Origin of the sequence: Mesorhizobium sp. YL-MeA3-2017, assembly GCF_030814575.1 — a bacterium.
Lineage (GTDB): Bacteria > Pseudomonadota > Alphaproteobacteria > Rhizobiales > Rhizobiaceae > Mesorhizobium > Mesorhizobium terrae.
Genome location: NZ_JAUSVH010000001.1, coordinates 5,443,273 through 5,458,163, shown reverse-complemented (window position 1 = coordinate 5,458,163; position 14,891 = coordinate 5,443,273). Strand labels below are relative to the sequence as shown.

Below are 14,891 nucleotides of genomic sequence, written 5' to 3'. Positions count from 1 at the left end.
GTCGACCGCACCATGGCGGAGCCAAGCTGAAGCCGGCATGAATGGATCGTTCAGGAGTGCCTAACGCATGACGCTGGCCGAGCGATCGGCAAAAGACAGCGGGACAACAACCTCTTTTTTCTGCGCGACCGGCCGGAAGCCGAGTTTCTGATAGAGCGACAGCGCGGCGGGATGGTCGAGCGTGCAGGTCTGCACGGTGACCCGCCTCGGCTTGTGCGACCAGCAAGCCTCGATCGCCGCCCCGAGAAACCAGCGGCCGATGCCCTGCCCCGTCGCGTGTTCCATCATGCCGAAATAGGCCAATTCGACTTCGTCGGGCAGATGCGGCTTGATGTCGAAGAAGCCCGCCGGCGCACCGTCGACATAAAGCACGCGGATGTCGCGATCTTCGCGATGAAGTCCGGCCGAGAGTTCCTCGTCATTCAGCCTCAGCACATTGACCCACTGCCATTTGCGGCCGACGCGATCCTGCAGATAGCGATAGAAATGCAGCGGGATGGCCCGTGTCTTCAGCAGCGCGATCTGCCGGTTGTAGGGCAAGGATGGATAATATGCCGGCGGCGTATCCATCTCGAGGAACGTTACCGTGACGTCTATCCGCTCCAGCGCATCGGCGCTCATTACAATCAGCGCTCCTTGCCCGTGACCACCGGCGTGTCCGCCAGCCCGCCCCATTCGGTCCAGGAACCGTCATAGAGCCGGTTGTCGGTGTGGCCGAGCGTCTCCAGTGCCAGCGTTATCACGGCCGCGGTAATACCGGAGCCGCAGGATGTAACAACCGGCTTCGAGAGGTCAATGCCAGCATCCTCGATGACTTCGCGCAGCGTGGACTTCGGCAACAGCATGCCGTTCTCCGACAGGCGATTGTAGGGAACGTTGTGGGCGCCCGGCATATGGCCAGCGCGCACGCCAGCGCGCGGCTCCGGCTCGGCGCCGGCAAAACGACCGGGCGAACGGGCGTCCGCGATCTGGCTCTCTCCGCTTGCCACCATGCGGCGCATGTCAGCCAGGGACGCTACCCGGGCGGCATCGAAGTCAGCATGGAAAATACCCGGCGCGGTCTTGGTCGGCTCCGCGGTCACAGGGCGCCCGGCAGCCTTCCAGTGATCGAAACCGCCGTCCAGAATATAGGTCTGGAACACGCCCATGACGCGAAACATCCACCAGGCGCGCGGCGCCGAGAAGAAACCAGGCCCGTCATAGACGACGATGGTGTCGTCGGCGGAGATGCCCATGCTGCCGACATATTGGGCGAAGTCGCGCGGCGCAGCCAGCGTGTGCGGCAACGGCGAATTCCGGTCGGAAACAGCGTCATGGTCAAGGAATACGGCGCCGGGAATGTGCGCGGCATCGTATTCCTTGCGCGCATCACGCTTCTGCGCCGGCAGATACCAGGAGGCGTCGACGATCGACAGGCCGGGCTGGCCGAGCCGCTGCTCAAGCCAGTCGGCATCGACGGTGAAAGGACTGTCCTCGGCCATGCTGTTCTCCCTGATCTTTCGCTGTCGCCGCGCCGTCAGGCCGCGGGCATCGCTCCGAAACGGATACGGAAGCGGCGGTTCTCGCGCCCCTTCTTCTCGATCTTGCCGATATGGATCTCGCCAACCTCGCCGGTGCGGGCGACGTGGGTGCCACCGCAAGGCTGACTGTCCACGGACGCGTTTTCGCCGATCAGAACCAGACGGATGCGCCCGGTACCGGTCGGCGGACGCACATTCTTCGATTTGACGAGACTGGGATTGGCGGCCAAATCCTCGTCGGTGATCCACTCGATGGAGACAGGATGATCGGCCCGCACGAGTTCCATCAGCCGCGCCGTCACTTCCTCCTTGGAGTAACCGGTATCGGGGAGATCGAAATCGACGCGGGAATCGTCTTCGGCGACCGAAGCTCCGGTAATAGGAAACGGGCAAACGACGCTCAGCAGATGGCAGGCGGTGTGCATGCGCATCAAAAGGTAGCGGCGCTGCCAGTCGATCGAGGCTTTCACCTTCTCACCCACTGAGGGTACTGGCTGCCCTGCCCCCGGAACGTGAATAATCTCGTCCTTGGTCTCGCCCGTCACCGTCGCCGCGACTTCGATGCGGTCGCCATTGGCCAGCTCGATATGGCCGGTATCGCCCGGCTGGCCGCCGGAGGTCGCGTAGAACACGGTACGGTCGAGGATGATCCCGCCCCGCTCGTTGATGGCGACGACCGTCGCTTCCGTCGTTTTCAGGTAGGAATCGTCGCGAAACAGCGTTTCGGTCTTGCCGGCCATCACGCCACCTTCTCGAACGGCACCGAAATGGTGCTTGTGCCTTCCATCCAGCCCGGCACCGGCAGGTTCTTGGTGCGCAAGAAGGCCGGATTGAACAATTTCGACTGATAGCGCGTGCCGTAATCGCACAGGATCGTCACAATGGTGTGGCCGGGCCCCAATTCGCGGGCAAGGCGGATGGCGCCGGCAATGTTGATGCCGGTCGAGCCGCCAAGGCACAGACCCTCTTCCTGGATCAAGTCGAAAACGATCGGAAGCGCTTCCTCGTCGGGCACCTGGAAGGAAAAGTCCGGAGCGAAGCCGTCAAGATTGGCGGTGATGCGTCCCTGGCCGATGCCTTCCGTGATCGAGCTTCCATCAGCCTTCAATTCACCGCTGGTGTAGAAGGAGTGCAGTGCGGCGCCGAGCGGATCGGCGAGCGCGATCTTGACGTCCCGGCTCTTGGCTTTCAATCCGGCCGCGACACCGGCCAGCGTGCCACCCGAGCCGACAGCCGATACGAAACCGTCAACCTTGCCGCCAGTCTGCGCCCAGATCTCCTCTGCCGTCGTGCGGATATGGCCGTCGCGGTTGGCGACATTGTCGAACTGGTTGGCCCAGATGGCACCGTTCGCTTCGCTCCGCGCCATCTGTTCGGCCAGACGCCCGGACAGTTTCACATAGTTGTTGGGGTTTTTGTAGGGAACCGCCGGAACTTCGATCAACTCGGCGCCCAGTAGCCGGATCGTGTCCTTCTTCTCCTGGCTCTGGGTGTCCGGAATGACAATGACCGTACGGTAGCCAAGCGCCTTCGCAACCAGGGTCAGGCCGATGCCCGTATTGCCGGCGGTGCCCTCGACGATCACGCCACCCGGTTTCAACAGACCACGCTGCTCTGCATCGCGAATGATGAACAGACCAGCCCTGTCCTTGACCGACTGGCCGGGATTCATGAACTCGGCCTTGCCCAGAATCTCGCAGCCCGTTTCTTCCGAGGCGCGCTTGAGCCGGATCAGTGGCGTGTTGCCGATGGCGTCGATCACCGAACGGTGCATGAGGAATCCTTCTCGTGTCTGCAGGCAGACCCTAGAAATGCCGGCTCGCCCTTTCAAGGCTGGATTTAACCTGGACCAGTCGCATTCGCGGCAAGCGACGCCGTCGCATGGAGTGCAATGTCAGCCGAGACTAATATGGTGAGGATCCAAGAACAGGCTTTTCTTTCGACTTCCGCCCCGTTAGATCACGAGACGAGGGAGCTTTCGAGACACTGTATGACACTCTATCGGGCCAGCCCGAAAGACGGCGTTGCCTGGATCACCGGTGGTAGTTCCGGCATTGGCAGGGAACTTGCCAAGGAGTTGGCGGCAAAGGGCTTCACCGTGGCGATCACCGCGCGCGAGGAAGATCCCATTGACCTGTTGATCGCCGAGGTGGCCAGCCTGCCCGGCCGGATCGTCGCTTATCCCTGCGATGTTACCGACGAATTGGGCATGGCCGACACGGTGGCCACCATCGAAGCCGAAATCGGACCGATAGCGCTCGCGATCTTCAATGCAGGCAGCTACACGCAGGTGGCGGGCGACAACCTGTCGGTCCGGAAATTCCGCCGCACTTACGATGTGAACGTGATGGGCATCGTTCACGGGCTGGTTCCCGTGGTAAAATTCATGCGCAGGCACGGCCGCGGACACATCGTGATGGTGGGTTCGATCAGCGCCTATTTCGGCTGGCCGACGACCGCCGCCTATGGCGCCACCAAGGCGGCCATCAACATCATGGCGCAGTCGCTGAAATTCGATCTCGACAAGCTGAACATCCGTATCCAGGTGATGAACCCCGGCTTCATCGACACGCCGATGACCCAGAAGAACGGGGTGCGGCTGCCGGCGCTGATTTCTTCGGCCTGCGCTGCGGACAAGATGATGCGTGGCATCCAGAACGGCGGTTTCGAAATCACCTTCCCTCGCCGCTTTACCTTGTGGTTGAAGGTGCTCGGCATGCTGCCGCACCCGCTTCGCCACTGGTTCCTCAACCGCATGACCGGATGGGGCGACAGGCCACTCAGCTTCGGCCGCAAGCCAAGGCAGCCGATCTAGCGCCAGCCATACGGCAAGCGACCCCGTACCCAAAGAAGCCGACCCGTTGCCTGTTGCAAGCCGCCGCAATACTTTGCGTTGATCTGTCTGGAGTTCGGCATGGGGCGATGTATTGCGGTGATGTTCCTCGGTCTGGTGGTCCTGATCGCCCTGATGGCTTTGCTAGGACCGCGCGTTCCCGTCGACACCACCATGCATTTCGACGCATCGAAGATCGGCGACGATCCGCTGGGCTACCTCGCCCGCGAGGAAGCCAAGGTGCCCAACATTCGCGACGGGCTCGAAAAGGAGATCGTCTGGGCCGACCCGATGATCCACGCCAAAACGCCGGTCGCCATCGTCTATATTCACGGCTTCTCGGCCTCGAAGGGCGAGACACGACCACTCGCCGACAAGGTCGCGGAAGAACTCGACGCCAATCTCTTCTATACGCGGCTGACCGGCCACGGTCAGGACGGCGCGGCGATGGCCGACGGCAGCGTCAACGCATGGATCAACGATTATGAGGAGGCGCTCGCCATAGGCCGTGCCATTGGCGACAAGGTGATCGTCATCGCCACCTCAACGGGCGGATCGCTGGCGACATGGGCGGCAACGCAGCCGAACGCCTCGAAAGATGTCGAGGCGATTGCGATGATCTCGCCGAACTACGGCGTGCAGGCATCGGGCGCGCAGATCCTTACCTGGCCGTGGGGCAAGCAGCTTGCCGAACTGATTGCCGGCAAGGAGCGCTCATTCAAGCCGCGCGGCGCGCTGCAGGAAAAGTTCTGGACCTGGCGATATCCGATGGCAGCGACCCTGCCGATGGCGGCATTGGCCAAGCTTGCCTATGAGGCACCGGTCGAAAAGGCCACCATCCCGGCTCTGTTCATCTTTTCCAACGACGACAAGGTCGTGCGCCCCGATCGCACCAAGGAAATCGCCGCCCGCTGGGGCGGCCCGCACGAGGAGGTGCCGGTGGACGGCTCCGGCGATCCCGACAATCACGTCATTGCCGGCGATGCGCTTTCGCCTTCGACCACGAACTTCCTGGCGCAGCGTATCGTGGTCTGGGTCAGAGCGCTGACCGCCGACACGCCAACCGCGGCACATAAAAATGGAGCGCCGGCGACGACCGGCGCTCCAAAAAGCTAGATCTCGATCGCTGCCTCAGATGGCGGCGGTGATGATGATCTCGACGAGATATTCCGGACCGGCCAGCTTGGCCTCGCCGGTGGCGCGTGCCGGAGTGTGGCCCTGCGGCACCCAGACGTCCCATTCCTTGTTCATTTCGGCGAAGGTGCTCATGTCGGAGAGCCAGATGATCGCCTGCAAGATCTTGGTCTTGTCGGTGCCGGCCTTGGCAAGCAGCGCATCGACCGTCGCCAGAATGTCCTTGGTCTGCTCGCCGACGGTCTTGCCCTCGCCGACCTGACCGGCGAGATAGGCGGTGTTGCCGTGGATGACCACCTGGCTCATGCGGGGGCCGACATCGATGCGACGAACGCTCATGGACATATCCTTTCGTGAGTGGAAAGGCCTCTTTAGAGAGCGTCTTGCTTGCCGACAAGGTCGTGGCCGCCGAATCCCGCCACAGGTGCAATCGGTCGCCCGCCGCTGCCATAGCGCCAGAGCCGATGGGCATTCCCGCGCACGGGTTCATGAAAGTTTCGCGGGACAGGACGTCTTTTCTCGCCAGCTGTGTTGACACATGTAATAACATAACATACGACCTTCACACACAGTGAGTCACCGACTGCCATGAGCCGAGCCGCCCTTTCCTTCCGCGACCTTACCCTGGGCTATGGCAGCCACCCGGCCATCCATCATCTGAATGGCACGGTCGAGAAGGGTTCGCTGACTGCGATCGTCGGTGCCAATGGCTCCGGCAAATCCACGCTCATGAAGGGCATTGTCGGGGTGCTGCGGCCGATGGCGGGCGGTGTCGTCAAGATGCCCGGCATGCGCATCGCCTATCTGCCACAGCAATCGGAACTCGACCGCAGCTTTCCGGCGCGGGTGGTTGACCTGGTCTCGCTCGGCCTGTGGCCACGACGCGGGCTGCTTGGCCGGCTTACGGCGCAGGACCGCGCCACCGTCAGCGAGGCGTTGATGGCCGTCGGGCTCGAAGGCTTTGAAAAGCGCGCGCTCGACACGCTTTCCGGGGGCCAGTTGCAGCGCACCCTGTTCGCCCGCGTGCTGGTGCAGGATGCCGACCTGATCCTGCTCGACGAGCCATTTAACGCCATCGACGCCAAGACCGTCGGCGACCTGATCGCGCTGATCAAGCGCTGGCACGGCGAGGATAGAACGGTGATGGTCGTTGCGCACGACCTTGAACTGGTGCGCCAGAATTTTCCCGAGACGCTGCTGCTGGCCCGCCGTACCGTGGCCTGGGGCGCGACTGCCACGGCTCTCAACGCCGAGAATATGCTGCGCGCCCGCCGTTTCCACGAGGCCTGGGAGGACGACGCGCCCTGGTGCGAGCCGGATGGCCAGATCCACGATCACCGCCATGACCATGCGCATGACGATCATGAGCACGGACACGACCATCATGGGCACGACCATCACGCACATACGGCCAGGCAGAGGGCGGCATCGTGAGCGCGCTGTATGCTTTCTTCGTCGCTCCGTTCGCCGATTTCGCCTTCATGCAAAGGGCGCTGGCCGGTTCGTTGATGCTGTCGCTCGGCGCCTGCCCGGTCGGCGTCTTCCTGATGTTGCGGCGCATGAGCCTTTCCGGCGACGCGATGGCCCACGCCATTCTGCCGGGCGCAGCCGCCGGCTTCCTGTTCTATGGGCTGGAAATTCTGCCGATGACGATCGGCGGCCTGATCGCCGGTGTCGTCGTTGCCCTCGGCGCCGGCGCTGTCTCGCGCTTTTCCATCCAGCGTGAAGACGCCTCGATGGCCGCCTTTTACCTGATCTCGCTGGCGATCGGCGTGCTGATGGTTTCGATCCGCGGTTCCAGTGTCGACCTCATGCATGTGCTGTTCGGCACGGTGCTTGCGCTCAACAACGAGGCACTGGTGTTGATCGGCGGCATTGCCGTCGTCACGCTCGCGGCGCTAACCGTCTTGTGGCGTGCATTGGTCGCCGAATGCCTCGACCCGCTGTTCCTGCGCTCCGTGAGCCGGCTTGGTAGCCCCGTGCATTTCATCTTTCTGGGGCTGGTCGTGCTTAATCTCGTAGGCGGTTTCCAGGCTCTGGGTACCCTGCTCTCGGTCGGACTGATGATCCTGCCCGCGGCCGCCGCCCGTTTCTGGAGCCAGCGCGTCGGGCCGATGTGCGTGCTTGCCGTGATGATCGGCTTCGCGTCCTGTGTCGCCGGCCTGCTTCTGTCCTACCACGCGGCGCTGCCGTCCGGTCCGGCCATCATCCTGTCGGCCGGGGCAGCCTACATGCTTTCCATCCTGGCCGGATCGCGCGGCGTGCTGCGTTCGCGCCTCGTCCATCACCGCCACAGAACCGCCTAACCATTGAAAGGAATTCAGCAATGCTGAAATCGATCCGTCGCGCGCTGACATTGATCGTTATAACATTAATGTCCATCACTGCGTCGACTGCCTTTGCCGAACCGCTGAAGGTCGTGGCCAGTTTCTCGATCATCGGCGACTTCGCCAAGAACGTCGGTGGCGATCGGGTTGCGGTGACGACGCTCGTCGGGCCGGATGGCGACGCGCATGTCTATGAGCCAAGCCCGGCCGATGCCGTTTCGATGGCCTCGGCCAAGGTGGTGCTGGTGAATGGCCTGCATTTCGAGGGTTTCCTGCAGCGTCTGGTGGAGGCCAGCGCCAGCAAGGCCGCCATCGTCGAATTGACCAAGGGCGTCACGCCGATCGAGTTCAAGCCGGAATTCGCCGAGGCCGAGAGCACCGAAGGCGGTAACAGCCACGAAGGCCACGACCACGGCTCCACCGATCCACACGCTTTCCAGTCGGTTCCCAACGCCAAGATCTACGTGAAAAATATCGCGGACGCGTTCTGCGCCGCCGACAGTGCCGGTTGCGACAGCTACAAGGCCAATGCCGCCGCCTATACCGAGAAACTCGAGGCGCTGGACAAGGAAGTGCGCGAGGCGATCAACGCCATCCCGTCGGAAAAGCGCGTCGTCATCACCTCCCACGACGCCTTCGGCTATTTCGAACATGAATACGGGTTGACCTTCCTCGCCCCGCAAGGGCTTTCGACCGAAGCAGAACCGTCGGCGGCAGATGTCGCCAAGCTGGTCACGCAGGTTAAACAGGACAAGGCGGCGGCGATCTTCGTCGAAAACATCACCAATCCGCGCCTGATCGAACAGATCTCGTCCGAAACAGGCATCAAGGTCGGTGGAACGCTGTATTCCGACGCGCTGTCGAAAACGGATGCTCCTGCAGCGACTTACGTCGATTTGATGCGTAACAACATCAAGCAGATCAAAGGCGCCATTCTCGGCAGCTGAGCTGTCCGCCAGATTATCGGCGTCCAGGTGGTCGCTTCGAGCGGCCACGGCACCATCCCGAGGCGGAGGGCAATTTCTCCGCCTTTTTTACTCAATCATTTGTAATTAGATAACGTTACATGGAGAGCTTTATGAAGCGCTTTGCCGTGGCGACTGCGATCGCCGCCCTTCTCGCCAGCGTTGCTACACTCCCCTCCCTTGCTGCTGAAAAGACCGTCTGGCGCCTGTTCGTCTCGGACCACGCCGAACCGATCATCACCATCATCGATGCCATCAGCGGCAATAAACTCGACACGCTACCGCTCAAGGGGCCGGCCTCGCTCTATCGCAGCGCCAGCGGCCGGACGGTCTTCGCGGTCCAAGGCAAGGCTGACACAGTCTCGGTCGTTTCCACCGGCGTCACCTTTGACGACCATGGCGACCACGGCGATATCGAGGTCACCGCGCCCAAGTTGACCGGTGTCGAAATCAAGGGGCCGAAGCCGTCGCACTTCGTCGAACACCGTGGCGAATTCACTCTGTTCTTCGACGGCGAAGGCACGGCTCGCATCCTCGACGAGAAAGCAGCGCTCCAAGATGGGACGCCGCTTCGGGCGGTAAAGACCGATGCCCCGCATCATGGCGTTGCCGCCACTTATGGTGACTTTGCGCTTCTATCGCAGCCCAACAAGGAAAAACCGGACGAACTGCCGGTCGGCATCCGGGCGGTCGATGCCGAGGGCAAGCAGGTCGGCGACGTGCACGCCTGCCCCGACCTGCATGGCGAAGCGACATCCGGCAAACTGATGGCCTTTGCCTGCGCCACCGGCCTGTTACTCGTCCGCGATGGCGAAAGCGGCCCCGGCATCGAGCATGTGCCTTATCCAGCCGGCCTCCCCGCCGGCAAAGCGACGACGCTGCTCGGCGGCAAGGGACTGCAATATTTCCTCGGCAATTATGGCGCCGACAGGCTGTTGCTCGTCGACCCTTCCGCGAAGGACGCGTTCCGCCTGATCGACCTGCCGACCCGCCGCGTGCATTTCGCGGTCGATCCCTTAAGACCGCGCTTTGCTCACGTGTTCACCGAGGACGGTCAGTTGCACCAGGTCGACATCATCGCCGGTAAGATCGCGCAATCGGTGAAGGTAACCGACCCCTATTCGATGGACGGCCACTGGAGCGACCCGCGCCCACGCATCGCCGTTGCCGGCGACCGCATCGTCGTCACCGATCCGTTGAAAGGCCTGCTCCATCTGGTCGACGCGACGAGTTTTGCCAGGACAGGCGACATCCCGCTCGCCGGCAAGCCCTTCAATATTGTGGCGGTCGGCGGTTCCGGCGAAGCGCACGCCACCGAATAGCCTCCCAAGGCTAGCCACCGCGCCGCTGCCGCCTGACGAAATCGACGAAGGCGCGCAGCGGCGCCGGCACGTGACGCCGACCGGGATAATAAAGATACGGCCCCGGAAATGGTGGCAGCCAGTCGTCCAGCACACTGACCAGCCGCCCGGCGGCGATGTCCTCCCGCACATAGTCCTCGAACGTCGCGCAGAAGCCGACACCGTCGAGGCAGGCGCGCAGCTGCGCGACGATGTTGGTGGAAACGAGCGACCCGTCCGGATCGATCTTTTCGAAAACGCCGTCGCGCTCGAATTCCCAGGCCACCTTCATGCCGCTCGGAAACTGCGTGCGAATGCAAGGGCGGCCCAACAGGTCGCGCGGCTGCAGGATCGGCGAACCGGCCGCAACGACAGAGGGAGCAGCCACGACGACATAGCGCTGCTGCGGGCCGAGCGGCACGGCGATCATATCCTGGGCAAGGCTTTCTCCCCAGCGTACGCCTGCGTCGAAACCGGCCGCCACGATATCGATAAAAGCCGTCTCGGCTATGATCTCCAGCCGCACGCGCGGGCACGCGGCGAGAAACGGACCGATGAGCGGCGCCAGCACCAGGTCGATCGCCGGCTGCGGTGCGTTGATGCGCAAAGTGCCGCTTGGCGTGTCGCCTTCAGCCTGCAAATGATCCACGACGGAAGCGATGTCGGCAAGCGCCGGCGTCAGCCTTTCAAGCAGACGCATGCCCGCCTCGGTTGGCGCAACGCTGCGCGTCGTGCGGTTCAGCAAGCGCAAATCGAGCGCAGCCTCGAGGTCACGCACCTGCTGGCTGAGCGTTGAGGGCGACACGCCGCGTTCCACGGCTGCAGCACGGAAGCTGCGGCGGCGGGCAACCGCGGCAAAGGCCGCAAGCAGATTCATATCAACAGGCATTGTACGAATTTCCGCATAGTCCGTTTTGAAAAGCCCATCTTATCGCACAGTTCAGCATGTGCCATCTTTGCGGACAAGGCTCAATCGAAAGCCATCAACCGCGAAAGGAAGACACCATGCGCGAACGCACACTGGGAAAGAACGGACTTGTCGTATCGAGCCTTGGGCTCGGCTGCATGGGTATGTCCGACATGTATGGTCCGGCCGATCGCACCGAGAGCCTGGCAACGTTGCATGCAGCGCTGGACGCCGGCATCACCTTGCTCGACACCGGCGACTTCTACGGCATGGGCCACAATGAAATGCTGATCGGCGAAGCGCTCGCCACACGCAGCGCCGGCCCCGTGAGGGTCAGCGTCAAGTTCGGCGCGCAGCGCGGTCCAGATGGAAACTGGTTGGGCTACGATGCCCGCCCCCAAGCGGTGAAGACGGCCGCCGCCTATAGTCTGAAGCGGCTCGGCGTCGAGGCGATCGATATCTACCGCCCGGCGCGGCTGGACCCGAATGTGCCGATCGAGGAAACGATTGGCGCCATCGCCGACCTGGTGAAGGACGGCTACGTCAAGCATATCGGCCTGTCGGAAGTCGGCTCGGAAACGATCCGCCGCGCGGCGGCGGTGCATCCCATCGTCGATCTGCAGATCGAATATTCGCTGCTGTCACGTGGCATCGAGGACGGCATCCTCGACACCTGCCGCGAACTTGGCATCGGCGTCACCGCCTATGGAGTGCTGTCGCGCGGGTTGATTAGCGGCCATTGGGACAAGACGAAAACCATGACCGGCGCCGACTTCCGCAACCGCAGTCCGCGCTTCCAGGGCGACAATCTCGACCGCAATCTCGTCCTTGTCGAGGCGCTGCGCCAGGTCGCCGAAAGCAGGAACGCCAGCGTGGCGCAGATCGCCATCGCCTGGGTGTTGGCAAAAGGCGACGACATCGTGCCATTGATCGGCGCGCGCCGTCGCGACCGGTTGACCGAGGCACTTGGCGCGCTCGATTTCACACTCACGGCGGCCGATATCGCGGCGATCGAACAGGCAGCCCCCAAGGGCGCCGCGGCCGGCTCGCGCTACAACGAACTTCAGATGGCGTCATTGGACAGCGAACGCGCGGCCTGAGCTGTTCCGATCCGAACCAGGCACCGATGCCCTGCGGGACGTCGGTCGCTATCATAACGGGCCAAGCTTGCGACCGCCCGCGCGGAATGGCATGACAGGGCAAACATGCCATTCCTCCCCGGAGCAGTCCCATGAACATCCGCCAGATCGCTGACAACTATGCCGTCTCGCCGCAGATCAGCGTCGAAGACGTGGCGGCCATCAAGGCAGCCGGTTTCAAGAGCGTGATCTGCAACCGACCCGACAATGAAGATCCTGGCCAGCCGAGCGCCGACACGATCAAGACGGCGGTCGAGGCCGCCGGACTGGAGTTCCGCTGGGTGCCGGTTGTCAGCGGCCAGATGACCATGCAGAATGTGGAGGAGCAGGCCGAGGCGCTGGACGCCCTGCCCCGCCCGGTCTTCGCCTATTGTCGCTCCGGCACCCGCTGCACCAATCTCTACGCAGCGATACAACAGATGAAGGGCTGACCCGGCACTCTCCTAGATCGGCAGAGCGCCGTTCTCCTTCAGTGTTTCCAGCACAATCGCCGTCTTTACATGCTGCACGGATTCGTGCGGCAGCAGTTCGTTGTTGACGAATTCCGATAGCGATTTCAGGTCGGGCGTGACCACCTTGAGGATATAATCCATCTCGCCGGTCAGCGCGTGCGCTTCCTGCACTTCCGGCAAACGCATGATCAGTTCGGCGAAGCGACGGGCATTGTCGCGATTGTGCGTGGCCAGCGTCACCGTGATCACATTGACCAGTGAAAAACCCAGCCTGTCGCGGTCGAGCACGGCCCGGTAGTTACGGATGTAACCCTCCTCTTCCAACCGCTGGCGACGACGCGAACATTGCGACGCCGAAAGATTCACCCGCTCCGACAGGTCGTTGTTAGTGAGCCGCGCGTCGGCTTGCAAAAGAGCCAATATCTTGCGGTCAAATTGATCGATGCGCGTATCTGACGCCATTTTTGCCACCATCATGCACGAAGTGCGCACATAATGCGCGCCTGAAGCGCGTGAATGCAAGCACCGTGCGGGCCGCCGGCACTATAATTGGTGCAGCTGACCCCAAAGGGGTCGAGACGAACCGGAGGATATGCCATGGGTCCCTTCCCGCACGACGCCCCACCCGCCACCATCAGCGAAGCCAATCCCGCCGGTACCGACGGTTTCGAATTCGTCGAATTCGCCCATCCGGAGCCCGAAAAGCTCGTCGAGCTGTTCACCCGCATGGGCTACAGCGAAGTCGCCAGGCACAAGACCAAGAAGATCTCGGTCTGGCGCCAGGGCGACATCAACTACATCCTCAATGCGGAGCCCGGCTCGCACGCCATGCGCTTCGTCGACCAACACGGCCCATGCGCGCCGTCGATGGCGTGGCGCGTAGTCGATGCCAAGCATGCCTTCGAGCACGCCCTTTCCAAAGGCGCCACGCCTTATGAAGGCAACGACAAGACGCTCAACGTGCCGGCCATCGTCGGCATCGGCGGTTCCATGCTCTATTTTGTCGAAAAATATGGCGCCAAGGGCTCGACCTATGATGCGGAATTCGACTGGCTTGGCGAGAAGGACCCGAAGCCGGCTGGCGTCGGCTTCTATTTCCTCGACCACCTCACCCACAACGTCTACCGCGGCAACATGGACAAGTGGTGGGATTTCTACCGCGACCTGTTCGGCTTCACGCAGATCCATTTCTTCGACATTGACGGCCGCATCACCGGCCTGGTCAGCCGTGCGATCACCTCGCCCTGCGGCAAGATCCGCATCCCGCTGAATGAATCTAAGGACGACACCAGCCAGATCGCCGAATATCTCAAGAAGTACAACGGCGAAGGCATCCAGCACATCGCGGTCGGCACCGACGACATCTATGCCGGCACCGACAAGCTGGCCGCCAACGGGCTGAAGTTCATGCCCGGTCCGCCGGAGACCTATTACGACATGTCTCATGCGCGCGTGAACGGCCATGACGAGCCGATCGAGCGCATGAAGAAACACGGCATCCTGATCGACGGCGAAGGCGTGGTGAACGGCGGCATGACCAAGATCCTGCTGCAGATCTTTTCCAAGACCGTGATCGGCCCGATCTTCTTCGAATTCATCCAGAGGAAGGGCGATGAAGGTTTCGGCGAGGGCAATTTCCGCGCGTTGTTCGAATCGATCGAGCAGGACCAGATCAAGCGCGGCGTGCTGAAGGTTCAGGCGGCCGAATAGTCCGAAACAACGAGGTCGAGCGGATCAGAGTTTCAAGCGCTCGACCTCCCTTTTCCTGAGCTTGATATCGAAGTCGAGCAGGAACTCATCGAGCTGCGGCGGCTTGACCGAAGTGCTCGACAGCATGGCATGCACCTGCCCGCGATGGTGGATCTGGTGCAGGAACAGATGCGCCAGCAGGTCGCCGATGCGCTCCGGGATGATGCCGTCATCGCCACGGTCGGTCGGCACGCGGCGTTCAAGGCCAGACTTGTTCAACTCGTTGCAAAAGACGATCAGCCGTCGGTCGGCCTCGGCCTGTACAGCCGCCAACTTAGCGGGGTCCTCGAAATCCGTCCAGGCATCGAAGACGGCCAAGCCAACACCGCCCTCCTCGACCATATCGAGATAATAGAGATCGACCGAAAGAATGTGGTTGAGCGTCGCCTTGATCGACGGGAAGAAGCCGGCGCGCATGGCGTCGAATTCTCCCGGCTTCAGCGCCGTCACCGCTCGGTAGAGCCGGTCATTGGACCAGAGATTGTTGGCGGCCATGCGACGGAAATGGTCGAGTAGATTCATTGC

The 14,891-nt window shown here is 62.3% G+C and carries 17 protein-coding genes; 9 read left to right on the top strand and 8 right to left on the bottom strand.

The window, feature by feature from the left end; translation table 11 throughout:
- Positions 1-60: 60 nt before the first annotated feature.
- Genes QFZ88_RS25885 through QFZ88_RS25870 form a run of 4 tightly spaced genes read right to left on the bottom strand, consistent with a single transcriptional unit; the run spans position 61 to position 3,294 of the window.
- Positions 61-621: a GNAT family N-acetyltransferase gene (locus tag QFZ88_RS25885; protein WP_024926152.1), complete on the bottom strand. Its 561-nt coding sequence runs from the start codon at positions 619-621 to the stop codon at positions 61-63.
- A gap of 5 nt (positions 622-626) precedes the next feature.
- Positions 627-1,481 carry a 3-mercaptopyruvate sulfurtransferase gene (gene sseA / locus QFZ88_RS25880; RefSeq protein WP_024926151.1) on the bottom strand — a complete coding sequence of 285 codons (855 nt, stop codon included), beginning with the start codon at positions 1,479-1,481 and terminating at the stop codon, positions 627-629.
- Positions 1,482-1,516: 35 nt separating this feature from the next.
- Positions 1,517-2,260, bottom strand: coding sequence for an alanyl-tRNA editing protein (locus QFZ88_RS25875; RefSeq protein ID WP_024926150.1), 744 nt, complete (start codon positions 2,258-2,260; stop codon positions 1,517-1,519).
- Complete coding sequence (locus tag QFZ88_RS25870) at positions 2,260-3,294, bottom strand: cysteine synthase A (protein ID WP_024926149.1); 1,035 nt, start codon at positions 3,292-3,294, stop codon at positions 2,260-2,262. The genes QFZ88_RS25875 and QFZ88_RS25870 overlap by 1 nt, the downstream gene beginning before the upstream one ends.
- A 216-nt stretch (positions 3,295-3,510) precedes the next feature.
- Between QFZ88_RS25870 and QFZ88_RS25865 the strand changes: the two genes are divergently transcribed.
- On the top strand, positions 3,511-4,335 hold the full coding sequence (locus QFZ88_RS25865) for an SDR family NAD(P)-dependent oxidoreductase (RefSeq protein ID WP_024926148.1): 825 nt from the start codon (positions 3,511-3,513) through the stop codon (positions 4,333-4,335).
- 99 nt (positions 4,336-4,434) lie between these two features.
- Positions 4,435-5,469 (top strand): alpha/beta hydrolase, encoded by a 1,035-nt coding sequence (locus tag QFZ88_RS25860; protein WP_024926147.1) that lies wholly within the window; start codon positions 4,435-4,437, stop codon positions 5,467-5,469.
- A gap of 15 nt (positions 5,470-5,484) precedes the next feature.
- Here the strand turns inward: QFZ88_RS25860 and QFZ88_RS25855 are convergent, their stop codons facing one another.
- Positions 5,485-5,826 carry a RidA family protein gene (locus QFZ88_RS25855; RefSeq protein ID WP_024926146.1) on the bottom strand — a complete coding sequence of 114 codons (342 nt, stop codon included), beginning with the start codon at positions 5,824-5,826 and terminating at the stop codon, positions 5,485-5,487.
- A 249-nt stretch (positions 5,827-6,075) separates the two neighbouring features.
- Here QFZ88_RS25855 and aztA point away from each other — a divergent pair, with 249 nt between their 5' ends.
- The 4 genes from aztA to aztD all read left to right on the top strand — a co-directional run bounded on the left by aztA (position 6,076) and on the right by aztD (position 10,101).
- Positions 6,076-6,921 carry a zinc ABC transporter ATP-binding protein AztA gene (aztA, locus tag QFZ88_RS25850; protein WP_024926145.1) on the top strand — a complete coding sequence of 282 codons (846 nt, stop codon included), beginning with the start codon at positions 6,076-6,078 and terminating at the stop codon, positions 6,919-6,921.
- On the top strand, positions 6,918-7,793 hold the full coding sequence (gene aztB, locus QFZ88_RS25845) for a zinc ABC transporter permease AztB (protein ID WP_024926144.1): 876 nt from the start codon (positions 6,918-6,920) through the stop codon (positions 7,791-7,793). The genes aztA and aztB overlap by 4 nt, the downstream gene beginning before the upstream one ends.
- Before the next feature lie 20 nt (positions 7,794-7,813).
- Entirely contained in the window at positions 7,814-8,761 is a 948-nt protein-coding gene (aztC, locus tag QFZ88_RS25840) for a zinc ABC transporter substrate-binding protein AztC (protein ID WP_024926143.1), read from the top strand.
- Between the two features lie 131 nt (positions 8,762-8,892).
- Positions 8,893-10,101, top strand: a complete 1,209-nt coding sequence (gene aztD, locus QFZ88_RS25835) for a zinc metallochaperone AztD (RefSeq protein WP_024926142.1) — start codon at positions 8,893-8,895, stop codon at positions 10,099-10,101.
- Between the two features lie 10 nt (positions 10,102-10,111).
- Here aztD and QFZ88_RS25830 read toward each other — a convergent pair whose 3' ends face one another.
- Positions 10,112-11,008, bottom strand: a complete 897-nt coding sequence (locus tag QFZ88_RS25830) for a LysR substrate-binding domain-containing protein (protein WP_024926141.1) — start codon at positions 11,006-11,008, stop codon at positions 10,112-10,114.
- A gap of 116 nt (positions 11,009-11,124) precedes the next feature.
- Between QFZ88_RS25830 and QFZ88_RS25825 the strand changes: the two genes are divergently transcribed.
- Positions 11,125-12,126, top strand: a complete 1,002-nt coding sequence (locus QFZ88_RS25825; protein WP_024926140.1) for an aldo/keto reductase — start codon at positions 11,125-11,127, stop codon at positions 12,124-12,126.
- Positions 12,127-12,257: 131 nt separating this feature from the next.
- Positions 12,258-12,596 (top strand): TIGR01244 family sulfur transferase, encoded by a 339-nt coding sequence (locus QFZ88_RS25820; protein WP_024926139.1) that lies wholly within the window; start codon positions 12,258-12,260, stop codon positions 12,594-12,596.
- A 12-nt stretch (positions 12,597-12,608) separates the two neighbouring features.
- On the opposite strand, the gene QFZ88_RS25815 is transcribed toward QFZ88_RS25820, so the two are convergent.
- Entirely contained in the window at positions 12,609-13,091 is a 483-nt protein-coding gene (locus QFZ88_RS25815) for an Lrp/AsnC family transcriptional regulator (protein ID WP_373426413.1), read from the bottom strand.
- A gap of 123 nt (positions 13,092-13,214) precedes the next feature.
- Here QFZ88_RS25815 and hppD point away from each other — a divergent pair, with 123 nt between their 5' ends.
- Positions 13,215-14,327 (top strand): 4-hydroxyphenylpyruvate dioxygenase, encoded by a 1,113-nt coding sequence (hppD, locus tag QFZ88_RS25810; protein ID WP_024926137.1) that lies wholly within the window; start codon positions 13,215-13,217, stop codon positions 14,325-14,327.
- A gap of 24 nt (positions 14,328-14,351) precedes the next feature.
- Here the strand turns inward: hppD and QFZ88_RS25805 are convergent, their stop codons facing one another.
- The gene (locus QFZ88_RS25805; RefSeq protein WP_024926136.1) at positions 14,352-14,888 is read right to left on the bottom strand and encodes a DinB family protein; all 537 of its coding nucleotides are present in this window, start codon (positions 14,886-14,888) and stop codon (positions 14,352-14,354) included.
- Positions 14,889-14,891 lie beyond the last annotated feature (3 nt).